Below are 18,871 nucleotides of genomic sequence, written 5' to 3' on the forward strand. Positions count from 1 at the left end.
TTATGTCTCTACCCAAGGTTCACCACCCGAGCCGGCTAACCCCCGTATGCCTGTACCCAAGCGCCCCGCTCGAGCGCGCCAGCGCTCCAAAAACACAGGTCGGCGCGACGACCCTGTACACAGAGCCGTCGCGCCGGTGATCAGGCCTTACTTCGTCCTGGGCCGCGAATGAAACCCCAGCCCTTCGTCCTGCGCCCCCATCCATGCCGCTTCGTCGGACTTGCTGTCCGGTACGTAGATCGGCTCGGACCGCCGGGGGACAGCGAGTTCCGGCGGTGGTGCCTGCTCGAAGTCCTCGGCGTCGATGACGATCCGCTCGAGGTCGTTCTCCAGACGACGGATGGTGGCCGCGTCGCCGTAGTTGGAGCGCAGTGCGCCTATCGATTGCCGGAGTTGGCCGACCGCGTAGCGCAGTTCCGCGATATCGCTGCGTGTCATCGTTACCTCCTGTGTATATGGCGGGCATACCGACTCGCCGGATCACGGGCACGCCCGAAAACCTCGGGCCGCACTGCACCGAGCTGTGTGACTCACCACACAACGTGATCTCCACCACAATAACGGATCTTTTCGGTTTACGCCCGATGTTGTCGGGGATCACAGGATTGCCATCCGATAACCGTGGCGATCACCCTGCCGCGGCGTAGCGCGAGCGGGCGCCGTTGCTCGCCCGCTCGGCGAGCGCGATGATCGAGTGAGCGACCTCTTCCGCGCGTTCGAGGATCACGCTGTGCCCCGCGCCCTCGATCCGCACCAGTTCGGCTCCCGCCAGCTGTGAGGCCAGCACGACCGAGTGCGCGAACGGCATCATGAGGTCGGCCGAGCCCGCCAGCACGAGGGCGGGCAGATCGCCGAAGCGGGGCAGGGTGGGTGCCTCGTCGAAGTCGAGCAGTGAGCTCAGGAAGCTGGACGTGGTCAGGAGCGCGGTCTCGTTGAGTACCGCGGTGGCGATCGCCGCCACGCGTGGATTCAACCGCCCGGTACCCGTGCTCGCCTCGCGGATCAGCGGCGCGAAGACCCAGCGGGAGAGCTGTTTCGACGCCTGCATCACCCGCGGCGCATGCACGACGGCGCGCTGCAGCGAGGCCACGGCGTGCCGGTTGAGCAGTCTGCCGAGGCCGATCTCGGCGATGCCGCCCGCGGCTCCGGCGATCAGACCGATCCCGGCGACCCGGTGACCGATGGCCGCCGGGTGGAGGCGGGCGTAGGCGAGTACCACCATCGCGCCCATGGAATGACCGATGAGCACCACCGGCCCGGTCGGCGCGAGTGCGCGCAGCACCGCGTCGAGATCGCCGGCGAGCTGGTCGATCGTGTAGGTGGTGTGGTGGGCGTGCCCGGATTCGCCGTGGCCGCGGTGATCGTAGAAGACCATGCGGGCGTCGGCGTCCCACTCGCGCAGCAGGTGTGCGCGCAGCAACGACCAGGATTCGGTGTGCAGACAGTGGCCGTGCACGAAAACCACGGTCAGGGCGGCGTCCGCGGCGCCGAAGCTGCGGACCGCGATCGGGACACCGTCATCGGCGACGACGGTGCAGCGGCGACCGTCGGTGATAGGGAAGGTCTTCGACATTGGAGCCTCCTCCGCCTCCGGCGGGACGCGCCGTCAGCGGCGGGTCCTGCTGGTGTTTCGGAGAAGGTTTCCAGCGTGTTAGCCGGTGAACCCTCGCGTTATCCACCTGATGCGCAACCGATCCCGGGCGGGTCCCCGCTGTTATCCAGGAAAATATTGGGTCATCTAGGACTTTGGCTAGAACACCTCAGATAGCCATCGAAGAGCGGCTCGTCAGAACTCTCTGCAACTCTCTAGGTGATTCCCTAGATATCCGAAGATTTCTATACGTTGCGGAGATAGCGGCCGAAGTGGGGGACCGTGAAGCCGATGGTGCCACGCTCGGCCGAGTAGATGAGGCCCTTCTTGATCAGGCCGTCGCGCGCGGGGGATACCGAGGCGGGCTTGCGGCCGAGTTCGGCGGCCACCGCCGAGGTGGCGACCGGGGCGTCGTCGCCCGCCAGGTCGGCCATCGCGCGCATGTACTCGCGTTCGGCGGGAGTCGCGCGTTCGTAGCGGGAGCCGAAGAAGCCGACCGCGAGTTCTTCCTCGGCGGCGGGGGAGGCCACCGCGACGTCTTCGGCGGTGATCGGAGTGTCGGGTGCCTGGTCCCAGGCCGCCTTGCCATAGGCCTGCACGAAATAGGGGTAGCCGTCGGCTCTTCGGTAGAGCGAATCGAGTGCTGTCTCGGTGAACTTCACCTCTTCGCGTTCGGCGGGCGCGATGAGCGCGCGGTCGGCGGATTCGCGATCGAGGCGATCGATGCGGTGGTAGCTGAACAATCGCTCCGAGTAGCTTTTCGAGGCGGAGAGCACGGCGGGGAGATGGGGGAGGCCGGCGCCGACGACGATCAGCGGGGCGCCGTCCTGGCTCAGTTCGTGGCAGGCTCCGCAGATCGCGGACACGTCGGCGGGGCCGAGGTCTTGCATTTCATCGATGAAAATGGCAATGCCGACACCGATGTCGGCGGCGAGCGCCGCGGCCTCCTTGAACAGTTCGATCAGATCGATCTCGATATCGCCCGAGTCGGCGCGGCCGGTCACCGCGGGTACGTCGATACCGGGCTGCCAGCGTTCGCGCATGCCCTTGTCCGCGGTGGCGCGCAAGGCGAACGCTTTGAGGATGCCGAGGAAATCGTCGACCTGTTCGGCATTGCGGGCCGACATCGCGATCGCGCGCACCGCCATATGCAGGGCGGAGGACAGCGGTCGGCGCAGATCCTGGTCGGGCCGCGCTTCGATCTTGCCGGTGCCCCAGCCGCGTGAGACAGCGGCGCTGCGAAACTGGTTGAGCAGCACGGTCTTCCCGACGCCGCGCAGGCCGGTGAGCATCACACTGCGTTCCGGTCGACCGCGGGCGATGCGCTCCAGCACGATGTCGAACGCCATGAGTTGTTTGTCGCGCCCGGCCAATTCGGGCGGACGCTGGCCGGCGCCGGGTGCATACGGATTGCGCACGGGGTCCATGCCGGATAACCGTAGCCTTTGCGCACGGGAGAATCTCGGTAACTCTGGGCTGAGTCCTAGATACTGCTAGCGAACATGAGACGGTCTGTGAATCCGAGAAGGAGGGCGATGTCCGAGCAACCGCTGTCCGTTGCCGAAATGGTCGCCGCGTGGCCCTTGCCGCCGGGGGCTCATCTGGCCGACGCGGTCCGGCGGCAACTGCTGGCAACGCTCGAGGCGACCGCCGAGCAGGGCGATGGCGAACTCGCGCCGGAGGCTCTCGCGCCCCTGGCTCTCGCGCCGCTGCTCATCGTGCTGGGCAGACTCGAGGTCGACCTGGCCGACGCCCGGACGCGCATCGACGAACTCGAACGCGCGCTGCTCGACCGGCGCCCGCGATAACGGGCCCCTCGGCGTGAGCGATGAAAACGTTACGCACGCCGACACGCCGGTGCCGTATCCGTTGTTCTGGGCTTTTCCGGCCGGAAGAAAACAACTTGCGTGCTTCGCTGGACAGCGCTCATCACAGGCCGTAATCTTCTCGTGACTTAGTGGAGTCTGTCGGTTCGTCAGAGGAGCGGCGCCACTGGGTCACCGCCGAGAAGTCGTGGTCGCCAAGCGATTCGCGAAGCGGCGGGAGAGTAGCAAGATCGGAGACTCGTCTCGGTGGGTAAACACAGCTTGCAGCGGGATTCTCGACTGCCGAATTCCGTCAAGGGTGCCCTCGTCATGGGTGCGGTGGCCGCTACAACCGGTGCGATGCCCGCGATTTCGCAGGCCGCCACGATCAACATCCCCGGTCTCGGTAACTTCGATCTGCCGCCAGAGCTCGAGCAGCCGGCACAGCAGGTCGAGAAGCAGCTCCAGGCGATGGTCGCCCCGCAGGGCCAGGCCGCACCGCAGCTCCCGAGCGTGAACTTCGACAACCCGTTCGTTCAGCCGCAGCAGCAGACCGCCGGCAACATCGCCCTCGACGCCGCCCGCGGCAAGCTGGGTGCCCAGTACAACTGGGGCGCCGCGGGCCCGCAGAGCTTCGACTGCTCCGGCCTCGTGCAGTGGGCATACCGCCAGGCCGGTGTCGAACTGCCGCGCACCAGCTTCGAGCAGTCGCATGTCGGCGCGCCCGTCTCGTTCGACAACCTGCAGGCCGGTGACATCGTCATCACCAACGGTGGCGGCCACGTCGGTATCTACGCGGGCAACGGTCAGCTCCTCAACGCTGTGCAGTCGGGCACCCCGGTGTCCTACACCCACCTCAGCGCAGACGACGTCGTCACGGCTCGCCGTATCGTCTAAGGGGTGACCCCCCAGCACTCCGACACCCAGGCCCGCGTCGACGCGTGGACCTGGGCGGTGCGCCTTTTCAAAACACGCTCGGCCGCGGCAGAAGCCTGTCGCGCCGGGCATGTGCGCGTTAATGGGGTTGCCGCGAAACCGGCGCTGACCGTCCGGCTCGGTGACGAGGTCAGGGTGCGCCACGCAGGCCTAGAGCGCATCGTCGTGGTCCAGCGGATCATCCACAAGCGAGTCGGCCCCCCGGTGGCCGCCCAGTGCCTGATCGATCGCAGCCCCCCACCACCGCCGAAGGAAGTCCTCGCGACGCTGCCGCAGCGTGAGCGTGGCGCAGGCCGCCCGACGAAACGTGAACGGCGCGAAACAGATCGGCTGATGGGCCGGTAATTCCGAAGCGCCGGCGCGCTCAGCACTCGGTAGCCCCCGTATATCGCGACCCGAGGCGCACCGTCCGGGCCAGGCAACCCTCGTATGCCCCCGATAGAAGATGTTGTTCTGTGTTAGCCGATCGGTGCCGGCTAACACCGTGGCCGAGGCTGGTTCGGTGGCTGCGGTGTGGGCGATCGCCTACGGTGGCAGATATGGGCGAGCGAACGACGATGTTATCGACTGTTCTCGCCTGCTGTATCGCTGTCGCCACCACGGGCCCACGGCTGCTCTGGCCGCGAGGCGCCGACACCACGTTTCTCGACGGACTGGAGTGCGCTCCTGTTCCCCGCGCGCGCAACACCGTCGCCCTGACCGCACTCACGCAGGCCGAACTGTCCGCACCGACGACCATCGTCGCCGAGGGCGTATGTACCCTGCGGTCTACCCGTCTGACCATGTCGACGTTCCTGATCCGGCACCCCGACGCCACCTTCCTGGTCGACCCGGCGATCTGCGCGGGCGTGCACCAGCGGGTGCTGCCCGAGCTACCCTTCCCGCTGCCGCTGGTGGTCGGCCCCGACAGTCCGGTGCGCGGGCTGAGCGAGGTACTGGCCGCGCACGATCTCACCGGAAACGACATCGACTTCGTGCTGCCCACGCATCTGCACTGGGACCACGTCGCCGGACTGTACGAACTGCCCGGCCTGGTTCCGATCCGGGTGCCCGCCGTCGAATACAACTGGGCCATGACCGGTTCGCGTGCCCCGCTCGGCGTCGCCCGTGGGCCCTTGCGCGGCCGTGCGTTCGACCTCTACGAACTCGACGGTCCGCCGGTCCTGACCTTCGCGCGCAGCCACGACCTGTTCGGCGACGGATCTGTCCTGATCGTCGATCTGGCGGGCCACACACCCGGCAGCGTCGGCGTCCTGCTGGCGGTCGACGACGGGTCCCGCGTTCTGCTCGCGGGCGACGCGGTGTGGAGCACCCTGCAGATCGACCTCCTGCGCGAGAAATCACCGCTGCTGGGTGAACTCGTCGACACCGACCGCAACCGGGCGTTCGAGGCCATCCACCGCCTGCACGCCCTACCCGCCGAGATCGAGGTGATCCCCGGCCACGACCACGCCGCGGTCACTGCCCGAACCGCACGCTGATCACCCGGTAGTCGCGCGCCGCCTCAGGGGTGACGCCGGTGTCGGTGACGACCGGTGACGGCTCACCTCACGCGGGTACGACTGTAACGGTTGGGTGATGTCACGGCGGGTCCGCGGCGTGTCGGTGTGTATCGTGCGGCTCATGCGAGTCGACGGTCGGGAGATCCCGGTCACGGGGAAACTCCTGCAGCCGATGATCCGGCGCACCAGCGACATCGTCCGGGTTGTACTGGCGGTCATCGGCGTTGCCGTGGTGGTCGCGGGCTCACTGATCACCCGCCCGGAGTGGCTGGCGCTGGAACGCTCGGTCGCCAATATCGTCGGATTCCTCAGCCAGGACCAGGCGACGATGGTCTACCTGATCTACGGCATGCTCATCCTTGCCCTGCCGTTCGCCATCTTCATCGAACTGGTCGTGCGTAGGCAGTGGAAGCTGCTGTTCGGGTACGGGGCGGCGGGCCTGCTCGCGGTACTCGCCCTGTCGATCACCGGTGCGGGTATCTCCACACCGAAATGGCACCTGCCGGTGCCGGACCGCTTCGACACGTTCCTCTCCCAATTCCTCGACGATCCGCGCTGGATCGCGATGCTCGCGGCGATGCTCACCGTGTCGAGTCCGTGGCTGCCGGTGCGGCCGCGACGCTGGATGTGGTTTCTGCTGCTGATGTTCGCGCCGATCCATCTGGTGGTGAGCTCGGTGGTGCCGGCGCGGGCGATGCTCGGGTTGGCGGTGGGCTGGTTGGTCGGCGCGGTGATCGTGTGGGTGGTCGGCACGCCCGCGCTCGAGGTGCCGCTCGACGCCGCGGTCCGGGTGCTCGCGGAGCGCGGCCACATCGTGCGCGCCTTCCGGGTCGACCGGCCGGCCGGTCGCGGGCCGCTGCTGCTCGCCACCGAAGTCGACGGGCCGGAAGACGAGATCATGGTCGAGCTGTACGGCAAGAACCAGCGCAGCTTCGGCGCGATCCGGCAGGTGTGGCGCTGGATAACCTTCCGCTCCAGCGAGACCGCGCCACTGCACGGATCGATGCACCGGGCGGTGGAACATCGGGCGCTGCTCGGCATCGCGATCGGTGACCTCGGCATGGCCGACAGCCATCAGGTGGCGGTGGCAGGTCTGAACCGCGGGTGGATGCTGTACGCGCGCACCAGGCCTCGCGGTACCCAGATCGCGTCGTTGTCCGCGCAGGTGTTGCCCGGTGTGTGGCGGTCGCTGCTGCGCCTGCACGAGAACCAGATCAGCCTCGGCGATCTGCAACCCGATTTCGTGCGGGTCAGCCAGGGCGACACCCTGTTCGGCGGCTTCGCGGCCGCCGAATTCGGTGCGGCCGAGGCGCAACGCCAGACCGATATCGCTCAGCTGCTGGTGACCACCACGTCCCTGTACGGCAAACACGAGGCCGTCTCGGCGGCGATCGAGGCGCTCGGCGAGGACCGGGTCGCCTACGCGGCCCGGCGCCTGACGAAATCGGCCATGTCGATCGGCATCCGGAAGTCGGTGCCGCAGTGGACGAAAGTGATGGCCACCGCCCGCGAGGAGGTGCGCAGGCAGACGGGCCACGACCGGATCCAGTCCCAGCAGATCACGCGCTTCTCCCGCAACCAGATCATCCAGCTCGTCCTGCTGGTGGCGCTGGTCTATGTGGCCTATCCGTTCTTCAGCCAGGTGCCGACGTTCTTCAGCCAGCTGCGCACGCTCAACTGGTGGTGGGCGCTCGCGGGTCTGGCCGTCTCGGGACTGACCTATGTGGGTGCCGCCGCCGCGCTCGGCGCCTGCGCGGATGGGCTGGTCAAGATGCGGTATCTGCTCGTGGAGCAGCTGGCCAACACCTTCGTGGCGACGACCACCCCCGCGGGCGTCGGCGGGTTGGCGCTGAGCGTGCGGTTCCTGCAGAAGGCGGGCATGACGACCCTGCGCGCGACCGCCGCGGTGGCGATGCAGCAGTCGATGCAGGTGATCACGCACCTGGTGCTGCTCGTCGTGTTCAGCGTGGTGGCGGGCACCTCGACCAATCTGGCTCACTTCGTACCCGACGCGACCGTGCTGTATCTGATCGCGGGCGTCGGCGTGGGGCTGATCGGCGCGTTCATGTTCGTGCCGACGCTGCGCCGCTGGGTGAATCACTCGGTGCGCCCGCAGGTGAAGGAAGTGCTGGGCGAACTCGCCGACCTGGCCAAGGACCCGAAGCGATTCGTGGTCATCATCGCCGGTTGTGGCGCGATCACCCTCGGGCAGGCACTCGCCCTGTGGACCAGCGTCGAGGCCTTCGGCGGCGGCACGGATTTCGTGGCCGTCACCATCGTCACCATGATCGGCGGCTCGCTGGCCTCGGCCGCGCCGACCCCCGGCGGTGTCGGCGCGGTCGAGGCCGCGCTGATCGGTGGTCTCGCGGCTTTCGGCGTCCCGGCCGAGATCGCGGTTCCCGCCGTCCTGCTCTACCGCGTGCTGACCTGCTGGATCCCGGTCGGTCTCGGCTGGCCGGTCATGGGCTGGCTGGACAAGAAAGACATGATCTGAATGTTTAGCTGCCCCGTTGCCGGTGTATCCGAGCACGGTGCCGCACCGCTGTCTGATCCAGCCGAACGGCACCCAAGAAGGAAAGACCGCTGATCGATCGACCAAGCGCCGCGATAGCGCTGCGATCGCTGAACGTCTTGTTCTCGGGGCCCGAAGGGCCGCGACCCGAGCGCGCCAGCGCTCCGAAGACAGAGCGCCTAAACTGTCTGGGACGTAGCTGGATCATGACCGAGAGGTGTTTTTTCGATGGGATCCCGGACGGTGGTCGCCGACGTCGCCGATGAGTTGGCACGCCGCGTAGCCACCGGCGAGTACCGGCCGGGCGAGCTGATGCCGTCGGTGCGCCAGGTCGCCGACGAGTTCGGGATGAACCGTGCCACCGCCCAGCTCATCCTCGGACGACTCGAGTCCTACGGGTTCGTCGAGGCCAGGCGGGGCAAGGGCTTCACCATCCGCGATGTCCGCGTCGAGGGCGGCATGGACGTCTACCGGCATCTGTTCCGGTTCTCGATCACCGCGCCCGCGGTCGCGGCCGAGATGTTCACCGACATCGTCGAGGTCGAACGCGGCATCGTGGGCGAGGCGTTGCTCGCCTACACCGCGGGGGAGAAGGTGCTCGATCCGGCCGAGCTCGCCGCCGCCGTCGACGAGCTGGAGGCGATGGCGCGCCAGACCGTGCCCGACCACGCGCACATCATCGCCGCCGAGATCGCGCTGGTGCGCAAGCTACTCGGTGTGCTCGGCATGAGTATGCAACGCGCGGTGTTGAATTCGATCGCCGATATGGTCGTGGAGGTGCCGGAGGCGGTCGCCGCCTATTTCGCCGTCGCGCCCGATCTGCACGTGCTCGTCTGGCGCGCGCTACTCGCGGTGTGGGACGCCGAATCCGCGCCGAGCGAGGCACAACTCGCGCTGTTCGGTGATCTGTTCGCGCTGTACCACGAGAAGGTGATCGCCCGCTTCGGTCAGCTCGTCGGCGAGACACCGCTGCACACCGTGCCGTTGAGTTCGGCCGTCTGAACCCTGTCCGAGCCGGATTCGTTCGGCGACCGGTGCGAGGATCGGGCCCGGTCGACAGCCGGCCGGGCACCGATCTTCGAGGTGGGACAGCTCAGCCGTTGAGCCGGGTGAGGCGGTCGTAGGCGGTGACGTACTCCTCGACGAGGCGGTTGACCACGTCGGCGCTGCGTTCGACCTTGTTCATCATGCCGACCACCTGGCCGACCGGGTTGAAGTTCACGTCCTTGGCGGCCTCGGGGTAGCGGTGTCCACGCTTGACGCCGTCGAGGGCCACCATCATCTGCAGCGGCATCGGCAGCGGGTCGGGGGTGTCGGTGGACTCCCAGGCGTCGGTCCAGTCGTTCTTCAGCATGCGGCACGGCTTGCCGGTCCACGAACGCGAGCGGACGGTGTCGTGGCTGGTCGCCTCGAGGTAGGTATCCATCTGGGCGGGCGGCACATTGGCCTCCTCGACGGTGAGCCACAGCGACCCGGTCCACGCGCCCGCCGCGCCCATCGCCAGCGCCGCCGCGACCTGCGCGCCGTTGCCGATGCCGCCGGCGGCCAGTACCGGCACATCGCCGATCGCGTCGATCACCTGCGGCCACAGCACCAGCGAGGACACCTCGCCGCAGTGCCCGCCGCCCTCGGTGCCCTGACACACCACGAAGTCCAGGCCTGCCGCCTTGTGGTTCATCGCGTGCTTGACCGAGCCGCACAGCGCGCCGATCACCCGGCCGGAGTCCTGGATCCGCTTGACCACGTCATCGGGCGGGGTGCCGAGCGCGTTGGCCACGAGCTTGGCCTTGGGGTGGTTCAGGATGACGTCGACCTGCGGTCCCGCAGTGGTCGCGGTCCAGCCGAGTAGCTCGTTGTGGTGTTCACCGTCGGGCAGCGCGGGCACGTGGTGATCGGTGAGGATCTGCTGGGCGAAGTCGCGATGGCCCTGCGGCACCATCTGCGCCAGCTGCTTTTCCAGCTGTTCGGGGGTGAGTCCGTCGACGCCCTTGCCCTCGTATTTCGACGGAATCACCAGGTCGACGCCATAGATCCCGGTGACGTGCTCGTCGAGCCAGGCCAGCTCGACCTCGAGCTGTTCGGCGGTGAAGCCGACGGCACCGAGTACCCCCAATCCGCCCGCGTTGCTCACCGCAGCCACGACGTCGCGGCAATGGGTGAAGGCGAAGATGGGGAACTCGATGCCGAGCTGTTCGCAGAATTCGGTACGCATACCGAACTGTAACACGTTCTAATTTGGTCGAGAATGCCTAATTTCTACAGTGCGGCATCCTCGAGCGCGACCAGTGAATCCTCCAGATGATCGAGCAGTCGATGCAGGTCGGGCAGCGTGCGACGGCAGCCGACCAGACCGAAATCGAGGTTGTCACCGCTGGAGGTGAGGGTGATGTTCACGGCCTGCCCGTCGAGCGGGATCGACAGCGGATAGGTGGCGTCCAGACGCGAGCCGTTCCAGTACAGCGACTCGCGCGCACCGGGCACATTCGAGATGACGATATTGAACGGCGGCGTCGCCACCGAGGCGAAACCGGGCAGCAGCATCGCCGCCATCGGACTCAACATCACCCCGGCCATCGCCAGCGTCTGCGCCGGGGTGAGGGAGTGATACACCTCCTTGTTGCGCCGCGTCGACTCACTCACCACCCGCAGCCGCTCCAGCGGGTCCGCGATATCGGTGCCCAGATTGCACAGCAGCGCCGCGATTTTCACGCCCTGGGTGTCGACATCGTCTTCCTCGCGCAATGACATCGGCACCATCGCGATCATCGGCTTGTCCGGCAAGGCGTCGCGCTCGAGCAGGTAGGCGCGCAACGCGCCCGCCGACATCGTCAGCACCACATCGTTCACGGTTGCCCCGGTCGCCTTCTTCACCTGCTTGACCCGATCCATCGACCAGCTGCGCACCGCGCATTTGCGGGCGCCGCCGATCGGCACGTTGAACAGCGTGCGCGGCGCCTCGAACGGCAGGGTGAGTTGCTGGCGTACCAGGCCGGTGCGTGCCGCCTTGATCAACGCGGTGGTCGACGAGCGCGCCGAGGTGACGCTATCGATCAGTCCGCCGAGCCGGGACCGGCCGGGACGCGGCGGCCCGATCTTGCGTGGCAGGTTCCACGGCCGCATGAGCTCGGTTCCGAACGGGTCGGTGGTCAGCGTCCGCCGCATGAGGCGCTGCGCCGAAACACCGTCCACCAGCGCGTGATGCATCTTCGAGTAGAGCGCGAAGCGCCCGTCGGCCAGCCCCTCGACGAAGTGCAGCTCCCACATCGGGCGGTGCCGGTCGAGCAGGGCGCTGTGCAGGGTCGACGCGTGATCGAGCAGCTGGTCGATATGGCCGGGCCCGGGCAGGGCGCTGCGCTGCACGTGATAGTCCAGGTCGACGTCGTCGTCCTGGGTCCACGCCATCTGCGGCGCGCCCAGCCAGGTGGCGGGCCGTTTGCTGAATGTGGCCCGAACGGTCTTGTCGGCCAACAGGGCCGCGCGGAACTCGCGCAGGTAATCCGGACCGGCGTCTTCGGGCGGTTCGAACAATTGCAGTGAGCCGACGTGCATCGGGTGCTCACGAGATTCCGCGAGCAAGAACAGCGCATCCAACGGCGCGATGAGATCCATGAGAGATCGCCCCCTGACGAGAGTGGTTCGGTGAGAAGTCTTCAGACGATCGACCACGCTGTCGGGTACGGCACCCCTGCGTGCCGTCTGTCCACGTTACCCGTGTGCCCGGGATCGCGTCAGTTGAACGCTCGGACCATCGCGAACTCTATGGAGTTCACTGGATGTTCATCTCGCGGAAGGTTACTGGATGCTCGGGCCGAGCGGACGCAGCGGCGCGCGGACTCGGGGAGCTCGACGAAAGCGGGCCGCGACACCTGGTGTCGCGGCCCGCTTTCCGTTCCGGTCAGACTTTGACGGTCTGCGCCTCGCGTGGGTCTACGGCCTCGCGCGGATCGTCTTCCTGCGGTGTCTCGTCGGCCTGCGCGGCGGGCTGCGGTACCTCGATGGGCTGCGGTGTCTCGATGGGCTGCGATGCCTCGGTGGGCTGTTGCGGCTCGGCCGGCTGCTCGGCCTCGGCGGGTTGTTCCTCGGCGACTTCCGCGGATGTGACTTCGTCCGAACGGGTTTCGGTGACCACCGGCTGCGGTGCGGGCGCCGGGTCCACCCCGGTCCCCTTCGTCGCGATCTCGATGCCCAGCTCGATGCGCGTCGTCTCGACCAGCGCGCGCTCCTGCTCGGCGGCATGGCGCATCGCCTTCTGCCATAGCGAGGCCATCTCCTCCAGCTCCTCGACGGTGGCCTCCACGTCGATGTGCAGTTTCAGCCGCTGCATCGTGATGTGCTGGGCCGCGGTGAGGGTGCGCATCAGGTCTTCGCACTTGTTGGGAATCCGGCGATGCGCCACCACCCGAAGGCGAGTCAGCATGCCGCCCGGGCTATCCCAGATCACCTTGTGGATCTGCGCGCCGAGTTTGTCGATCTCCTCGACGGTGACCAGATCCCATTCACCGCAGCTGGTCAGATCGGTGCGCACCGAGGCCGAGATATCCAGGATCGAGGTGACCGCGGCGAGTACCGCCTCGCGCCGCCACGCCTCGTGATCGCGCTGGTCGCCCACCATGTTCGACAGTTCGACATTGCGTTGCGCGGTGTCGAGTGCCTGCCTGCCGCGCTCGTCGGCGGCCGCGATTCCTTGCCGGTGGGTTCGATTGTTGGCGATGACGCCGACCAGAACTGCGCCGGCGACGGGGAGCGAGCCGAGGAGTGGGAGCCACTGAGTCACTCAGCGATCATTGCACCGGTATCGGCAACAGTCACCATGATCGGCGCGTTGGTATCGATGTCGCGTGTCAGCTCGGCGCTGGAACTCGGTGCAGAAAACCGACCAGGGGTGCCAGTTCCGGGATCTGCTCGGCGTCGGCGAGCGCTTTCTCGAGTGCTCGATCGTGGGTCGGTTTCGCCTTCTCGTAGGCGGCCCTGCCGGTTTCGGTGAGTTCGGTGTAGATACCGCGGCGGTCGTCGGCACACAGCACGCGCACCAGGAAGCCGCGGTCTTCCAGCCGGTTGACCAGCCGGGTGGTCGCGCTCGCCGACAACGCGGCCGCGCGGGCCAGCTGGGAGATCCGCATGTGCCAGCCGTCCTGGCGGGTCAGGGCGTCGAGCACGGTGAACTCGACGATCGACAGTTCGTGTTCGCGCACCAGTTCGCGTTCGAGCGCCGCCTCGATATGCCCGTGCAGCGCGGCCAGGGTGCGCCAGCCGGTCGCCCGTACCTCGATGGCGTCATCAGCTATACCCATGCGCCGAGTATAGCTGGCGGTTGCAATATAGCGCGTGTGCAACTATCGTCGGGCAGCGTTAGTTGCACACGCGGTTAATCGGCTCATGATGAAAAGAGGCGTTCACATGCCACTCGGTCTCATCGCTCTCGCGCTCGGGGGCTTCGGCATCGGACTCACCGAGTTCGTCATCGCGGGGCTGCTCTCCCCGGTCGCGGCCGACCTCGGGGTCTCGGTGCCCACCGCCGGCTACCTCATCTCCGGGTACGCGCTGGCCGTCGTCGTCGGCGCGCTCGCGCTGACCCCCCTCGTCAACCGGTGGCAGCCCAAGCGGGCATTGCAGCTGCTCATGGTCCTGTTCACCATCGGAAACGCGGCCTCGGCGCTGGCCCCCGGCTACGCCGCCCTGCTCGGTGGGAGGGTGCTCGCCGCCCTCGCCCACGGCGCGTTCTTCGGCATCGGCGCCGTGCTCGCGGCCTCGCTCGTCGCACCGGAGAAGAAGGCCGGAGCCATCTCGATCATGTTCGGCGGACTCACCATCGCGAACGTTCTCGGCGTGCCACTGGGAACATTCGTCGGGCAGCAATGGGGCTGGCGGGCCACGTTCGTGGTGATCACCATCGTCGGGCTGATCGCCCTGGCAGGCATCACCGCGCTCGTCCCCGACGCACCCGCCACCCGCGAACGCCCGAATCTCCGAGCCGAGTTGTCGGTCTTCCGCAACACCCAGGTCTGGTACTCGCTGGCCATGACCGTCCTGGTGTTCGGCGGGATGTTCGGCGCGTTCATGTACATCGAACCGCTGCTCACCCGCGTCACCGGGTTCGCCGACGCGATGGTGCCCTGGCTGCTGGTGCTGTTCGGCGTCGGCCTGTTCTTCGGCAACCTGCTCGGCGGCCGCTGGGCCGACCGTGCCCTCACCCGCACCCTGCTCACGCTCACGCTGGCCCTCGCGCTCGCGCTGGCGGCCTTCGCACTGCTCGCCGACTACAAGATCGCGGCCCTGCTGCTGCTTCCCGCCATGGGCTTCTTCGGCTTCGGCGCCACCCCCGGCCTCCAGATGCGGGTGCTCGACCACGCAGGCGCCGCACCGACGCTCGCCTCGTCGGCCAATATCGCGGCCTTCAATGTGGGCAACTTCCTCGGCGTGTGGCTGTCCGGGCTGGCGATCAGCGCGGGCTTCGGCTGGGTGTCACCGCTCTGGGTGGGGATGGGATTCGCGGTGACCGGGCTGCTGGTGTTGATCGCCGCCACTCGCGGTGAGCGAGCTGTTCGGCCCCCGGTCGCCGAACCCGTCACGGTGTAGTTCGACGAAAAATCCCCGGTGGGCAGCGGATAACGCTGCCCACCGGGGATTTCGTGATTCGTGTCTAGTTGGCCGACGTGGTGGTGGTCGGGGCAACGGTGGTGGTCGGCTCGACCGTGGTGGTGGGAGCCACCGTCGTGGTCGGGGCGACGGTCGTGGTGGGGGCCACGGTCGTGGTCGGCGCCACCGTGGTGGTCGGGGCCGGGGCGGCCGCCTGGTTGGTCGCCGGTTCCGGCGTGGTCGTCGCCGGTGCGGTTGTCGTGGTGCTGGTGCCGGTCTTGGACGTGGTGGTCGGCTTCGGCGTGGTCGTCGTCGCCTTGGCGGTGGTCTTCGACGTCGTGGTCGGCGCGGTGGTGGTCGTCGCGGGCTTGGTCGGAGCCGCCAGCGCGGCTGTCACCGAGGCGTCGTCCGGCGCGGCCTTGGTGTTCACCGTCTCGCCGGCCTGCGCCTGCTTGGCCAGGCTGGTCAGCCAGGCTGCCGCGTACTCCGCCGAGGTCAGCGGCTTGCCGTTCGCGGCGTCGGAGTCACGCCAGTAGTCGAAGTGGTGACCGGTGCCGTTCGGGCCGAGGGTCAGCTGGTACGGGTCGTTCATCACCACCGGAATCGTGTTCTGGTTGGTCACGATCAGCCCGACGATCTCGTTGAAGATCTTCTGCGGCAGGTACGCCAGCGGCGAGAGCTTCTCACCGGCGATCACGTCCGCCTTGGCGGGCGCGGTGGTCTGTCCCGGCTTGTAATCCGGGTCGGACACCTTCAGCAGCACGTCGAGGAAGGTCTCGTCGCTGGCCATCCAGTTCGGGTTCGACCCGATATCGGCGAACGCGGCCATCGCGATCCGGCCCAGCGAGAACGCCATGTCCTGGCCCATCGCCGGGGTGATCGCGGCGATGCCGTCGCGCTCGAGGTTGGCGCGCTGCAACTCGTCGATGTTGATCTGCCGACCCACATTGGCGGCCAGCTGCAACAGCGAGATGTTGTCCGGTGCCGCGCACGTGAGGTCGCCCTCGGAGCAGAACGAGGCGATCTTGCCGTCGAGCGCGCCGAAACCGGCGCCCGTGGTGACGCCCTGGCCCGAGACCGCCTTCTTGCCGTCCTGGTACTTCTGGTCGAAGTTGTCGGGGCGCGCGAACGGGTCGTTCGCGCCGAGGAAGGTGCCGTCGCCCGCCTTGCGGCCCGGATCGGCGAACATCACGACGCCGAGCACGTCGTCCGGGTTCACGGTGGCGTACCCGTCGGCGGGGTCGTCGTTGCCGATGCCCTCGGCCACGCGACGCACCACATCGGCGCCCTCGCTGTAGCCGACGATGGAGAACTTGGTGTCCGGGCAGGCCGCCGAGATCTCCCGCATCACCTGCTGGGTGTTCTCGACACCGCGGTTGACCGCGTCCTCGTAGCTCGCCAGATCGGCCGGGTAGGCGATGTACACCGCCGCGTAGTCACCCTCGGCGACAGCCTCACGCGGGGCGTTGACCACCGGATCCACCCACACACTGCTGTGGTCGCCCGATAGCGCGGCGGGTAGTGGATTGCCGTTGGCGTCGAGCAGCATCGCCGTGGTGCCCTCGACCGGGGTGTCGTTGCGGCCCGCCACCGAGATGGTCACCATCTCACGGCACTCCGTCACCGAGGTCGTCAGCTGGTAACTGGGCGATGACGGCTGCTGCTGTGACGTCACCGCGAACGAAGCCGCGACGATCGCCGCGACCCCCAACGCCGCAGGCGCGGCGACAGCCGAAGCAATGCGATGTTTCGCAAGAAACTCACGCAGATTCATATGTGATCCCGTTCGAATGACCTACAGGTGGGCAGGCCCCCCGACGGGCCGCATGTCACGAACAATGTCGTGGCCACCAGCAAGATCGTTACTGACGCAAACGGGAAAACCCTGCCCCTATTTCCTGGGTCATGCGAAATCGCTCTCACCGAAGGGTGACGGATCGGGGCCCGCGAGCGCCGTCGGGACGACTCGGGCGAGGTCGCCACGAGCGACGCGGGCGGTGCCCGCCATGACGATGCTCACTCGCTGTCGGAGGTTGCTCGGCGTGGTGTCGTATCGGCCATGGCAGCCGGCCACCATTTGCGGTGAGCCCGCCACAACGGCCGACCGCTACGCGCGGCTCACGAGTCGCTCGGCGTTTCGGTTGCCTTCGCCGCGAGTCGTCCGGCCGCGACCGTCGCCGCGGCGATCGTGCACAGCGCCGCCAGCATGATCGCCGAGCCCTCACCCGGCACCAGCACCCCCAGCTGACTCCCGACGGTCACCGCCGCGACCGGCACCCCGATCTGTGCCGCGGCCAGCGCGCCGTAGGCGACCGGCTGGCCGAGCAGCCGCGCCGCGCAGTGCACGCCGACGGCCCCGACACCGAGTGCCAGCCCGAGCAGGACGAACCGCGGGTGCTCCCCGAACTCGCGCAGATCCAGCCGCGCGCCGAGCCAGACGAAGAACAGCGGAGCGAGCAACCCATCGCTGATCGCGAACACCTGCTTGGCCACCCGACGCGGTTCACCGACCCCCGCCACCGCCAGCCCCGCCGCGAACCCGCCGAGCATGATCGAGACGTGCATCGCACTGGCAACCCCGCACAGCGCGAACACCAGGACCAGACTCACCCGCAGTTCCAGCGTGAACTTGCGATCCTCGGAAACCTCGTGCACCTGCCGCTGCGCACCCGTCCGCTGGAGATAGCGCAGCACGAAGAACATCACGGTCGCGCAGAGTGCCACCACCACCGCGCCGATCGCGGCTCGCGCGGCGTTCGCCGGGTCGATCACCAGCGGCAGCGCGACGATGCAGGCAGTGTCGGCGATGGCCACCTGGGCGGTGAGCGCGAGCACCGGCGGCCCGCTCAACCGCATCGAGTCGATGATCGGCAACGCCATCGCCGCCGACGACGACGCCATCAGCACCGCGTAGACCGCCGCGTGCCCCACGCCGAACACCTGTGCCATCGCCCAGCCCGCCACCGCCGCCGCCACACCCACCAGCACGGCACGCGCGACGCCGACCCCGAGCGCACCCCTGACCCGCGGATCACGCACCGGCACATGGGTTCCCGCGGCGAACATCACCAGCGCGAAGCCCATGTCGGCGAGGAACATGAAGACCGGGTCGGCGGGGTCGAGAATGCGAAGACCGGTGTTGCCGAAGATGACTCCCGCGAGCAGTTCACCGAGCAGCACCGGCAGGTACAGCTGTCTCGGCAGGGCGAGCAGCGGCCCGATCAACCCGAGCGCGACCACCAGCGCCAGGGTTGCGAACGTCATGGCATCGCGGCGATCTTGGCGGGGATCTCGACATTCTCATCGGCCCAGTACAGCGCGCACACCCGGTGATACCCGTCGGCGATCAGCATCGGCACGTTCGTCCGGCAGTCACCCCGCACCAGCAGGATCGGCGAGAGCTTGCGCCCCTCGTTCACCTTGAGCAGGTCCCTGCGCACATGCGGATTGTCCGGGGTGAGGGCTTCGAGCTGCGACGCGCGCAGAATGTCTTTGGCCTTCTTCACCACCACCGGCGCCGCCCTTAGCTCGGCCACGATCGCATCGACCACCGCCTTGTCGCCGAGCAGCTCGAGATAGTCGGCGGCAGCGGGATAGTCATGATCTTCCGGCGTGGACTTCCACTTCACCTGCAGAATCTGTTCAGCCATCGACCCATCATCCGCCGCACCCCACCGATTCCCCGGGAGGTCACCGCCCGCGTCTACCAGAGGTCGATCCACCACGGCCGCACCGCCAGATCGAACCCCGCGGCACGTCCGTGTGCCGGGCGTCGATAAGTGTCGACGGTTACACGCGGGGGCAGCTAGGTTGGCGTGTTGCCCAGTGGTGGGTGGCCCCGGGCCGGTGCCCGGTGTCGGAGGGCATGGGAGCGACATGATGACGAATGAGGCGCTTCGGGGAATCGAACCGGGGGCGACGATGGCGACAGCGATGCTGAGCCCGGTTA

Annotated in this window: 17 protein-coding genes; 7 read left to right on the forward strand and 10 right to left on the reverse strand. The window is 67.7% G+C overall.

Features of this window, described 5'->3' with window-relative positions:
• Nucleotides 1–147: 147 nt before the first annotated feature.
• The 3 genes from NA12_RS22540 to NA12_RS22550 all read right to left on the reverse strand — a co-directional run bounded on the left by NA12_RS22540 (nt 148) and on the right by NA12_RS22550 (nt 3,018).
• Nucleotides 148–438, reverse strand: coding sequence for an Rv0250c family protein (locus tag NA12_RS22540; RefSeq protein ID WP_067454817.1), 291 nt, complete (start codon nt 436–438; stop codon nt 148–150).
• A gap of 190 nt (nt 439–628) precedes the next feature.
• The gene (locus NA12_RS22545) at nt 629–1,573 is read right to left on the reverse strand and encodes an alpha/beta fold hydrolase (protein WP_067454820.1); all 945 of its coding nucleotides are present in this window, start codon (nt 1,571–1,573) and stop codon (nt 629–631) included.
• A 263-nt stretch (nt 1,574–1,836) separates the two neighbouring features.
• Nucleotides 1,837–3,018, reverse strand: a complete 1,182-nt coding sequence (locus NA12_RS22550) for an ATP-binding protein (protein WP_067454823.1) — start codon at nt 3,016–3,018, stop codon at nt 1,837–1,839.
• A gap of 108 nt (nt 3,019–3,126) precedes the next feature.
• On the opposite strand from NA12_RS22550, the gene NA12_RS22555 reads away from it, so the two are divergent.
• The 6 genes from NA12_RS22555 to NA12_RS22580 all read left to right on the forward strand — a co-directional run bounded on the left by NA12_RS22555 (nt 3,127) and on the right by NA12_RS22580 (nt 9,348).
• A complete protein-coding gene (locus NA12_RS22555; RefSeq protein ID WP_067454825.1) occupies nt 3,127–3,399 on the forward strand; it encodes a hypothetical protein in 273 nt (90 codons plus the stop codon).
• A gap of 327 nt (nt 3,400–3,726) precedes the next feature.
• On the forward strand, nt 3,727–4,293 hold the full coding sequence (locus NA12_RS22560; RefSeq protein ID WP_067454828.1) for a C40 family peptidase: 567 nt from the start codon (nt 3,727–3,729) through the stop codon (nt 4,291–4,293).
• Nucleotides 4,294–4,296: 3 nt separating this feature from the next.
• Nucleotides 4,297–4,677, forward strand: coding sequence for an RNA-binding S4 domain-containing protein (locus NA12_RS22565; protein WP_067454831.1), 381 nt, complete (start codon nt 4,297–4,299; stop codon nt 4,675–4,677).
• Nucleotides 4,678–4,871: 194 nt separating this feature from the next.
• Nucleotides 4,872–5,813 (forward strand): MBL fold metallo-hydrolase, encoded by a 942-nt coding sequence (locus NA12_RS22570; RefSeq protein ID WP_084473014.1) that lies wholly within the window; start codon nt 4,872–4,874, stop codon nt 5,811–5,813.
• Nucleotides 5,814–5,955: 142 nt separating this feature from the next.
• Nucleotides 5,956–8,328 carry a lysylphosphatidylglycerol synthase transmembrane domain-containing protein gene (locus NA12_RS22575; RefSeq protein WP_067454834.1) on the forward strand — a complete coding sequence of 791 codons (2,373 nt, stop codon included), beginning with the start codon at nt 5,956–5,958 and terminating at the stop codon, nt 8,326–8,328.
• A 246-nt stretch (nt 8,329–8,574) separates the two neighbouring features.
• Nucleotides 8,575–9,348, forward strand: coding sequence for a GntR family transcriptional regulator (locus NA12_RS22580; protein ID WP_067454837.1), 774 nt, complete (start codon nt 8,575–8,577; stop codon nt 9,346–9,348).
• A gap of 91 nt (nt 9,349–9,439) precedes the next feature.
• Here the strand turns inward: NA12_RS22580 and NA12_RS22585 are convergent, their stop codons facing one another.
• The 4 genes from NA12_RS22585 to NA12_RS22600 all read right to left on the reverse strand — a co-directional run bounded on the left by NA12_RS22585 (nt 9,440) and on the right by NA12_RS22600 (nt 13,637).
• Nucleotides 9,440–10,558: an NAD(P)H-dependent flavin oxidoreductase gene (locus tag NA12_RS22585; RefSeq protein ID WP_067454840.1), complete on the reverse strand. Its 1,119-nt coding sequence runs from the start codon at nt 10,556–10,558 to the stop codon at nt 9,440–9,442.
• 44 nt (nt 10,559–10,602) lie between these two features.
• The gene (locus NA12_RS22590; RefSeq protein WP_067454843.1) at nt 10,603–11,955 is read right to left on the reverse strand and encodes a WS/DGAT/MGAT family O-acyltransferase; all 1,353 of its coding nucleotides are present in this window, start codon (nt 11,953–11,955) and stop codon (nt 10,603–10,605) included.
• Between the two features lie 286 nt (nt 11,956–12,241).
• A complete protein-coding gene (locus tag NA12_RS22595; RefSeq protein ID WP_067454847.1) occupies nt 12,242–13,120 on the reverse strand; it encodes a hypothetical protein in 879 nt (292 codons plus the stop codon).
• A gap of 67 nt (nt 13,121–13,187) precedes the next feature.
• Nucleotides 13,188–13,637 carry a MarR family winged helix-turn-helix transcriptional regulator gene (locus tag NA12_RS22600; RefSeq protein WP_067454849.1) on the reverse strand — a complete coding sequence of 150 codons (450 nt, stop codon included), beginning with the start codon at nt 13,635–13,637 and terminating at the stop codon, nt 13,188–13,190.
• Between the two features lie 106 nt (nt 13,638–13,743).
• Here NA12_RS22600 and NA12_RS22605 point away from each other — a divergent pair, with 106 nt between their 5' ends.
• Nucleotides 13,744–14,922: an MFS transporter gene (locus NA12_RS22605; protein WP_067454851.1), complete on the forward strand. Its 1,179-nt coding sequence runs from the start codon at nt 13,744–13,746 to the stop codon at nt 14,920–14,922.
• A gap of 64 nt (nt 14,923–14,986) precedes the next feature.
• Here the strand turns inward: NA12_RS22605 and NA12_RS22610 are convergent, their stop codons facing one another.
• The 3 genes from NA12_RS22610 to NA12_RS22620 all read right to left on the reverse strand — a co-directional run bounded on the left by NA12_RS22610 (nt 14,987) and on the right by NA12_RS22620 (nt 18,560).
• Nucleotides 14,987–16,696: a cutinase family protein gene (locus NA12_RS22610; protein WP_067454853.1), complete on the reverse strand. Its 1,710-nt coding sequence runs from the start codon at nt 16,694–16,696 to the stop codon at nt 14,987–14,989.
• 344 nt (nt 16,697–17,040) lie between these two features.
• Nucleotides 17,041–18,186 (reverse strand): cation:proton antiporter, encoded by a 1,146-nt coding sequence (locus NA12_RS22615; protein WP_067454855.1) that lies wholly within the window; start codon nt 18,184–18,186, stop codon nt 17,041–17,043.
• Entirely contained in the window at nt 18,183–18,560 is a 378-nt protein-coding gene (locus tag NA12_RS22620) for a hypothetical protein (protein ID WP_067455338.1), read from the reverse strand. The genes NA12_RS22615 and NA12_RS22620 overlap by 4 nt, the downstream gene beginning before the upstream one ends.
• Nucleotides 18,561–18,871: the final 311 nt, after the last annotated feature.

The organism is Nocardia alba NBRC 108234 (assembly GCF_001612665.1).
Taxonomy (GTDB): domain Bacteria; phylum Actinomycetota; class Actinomycetes; order Mycobacteriales; family Mycobacteriaceae; genus Nocardia; species Nocardia alba.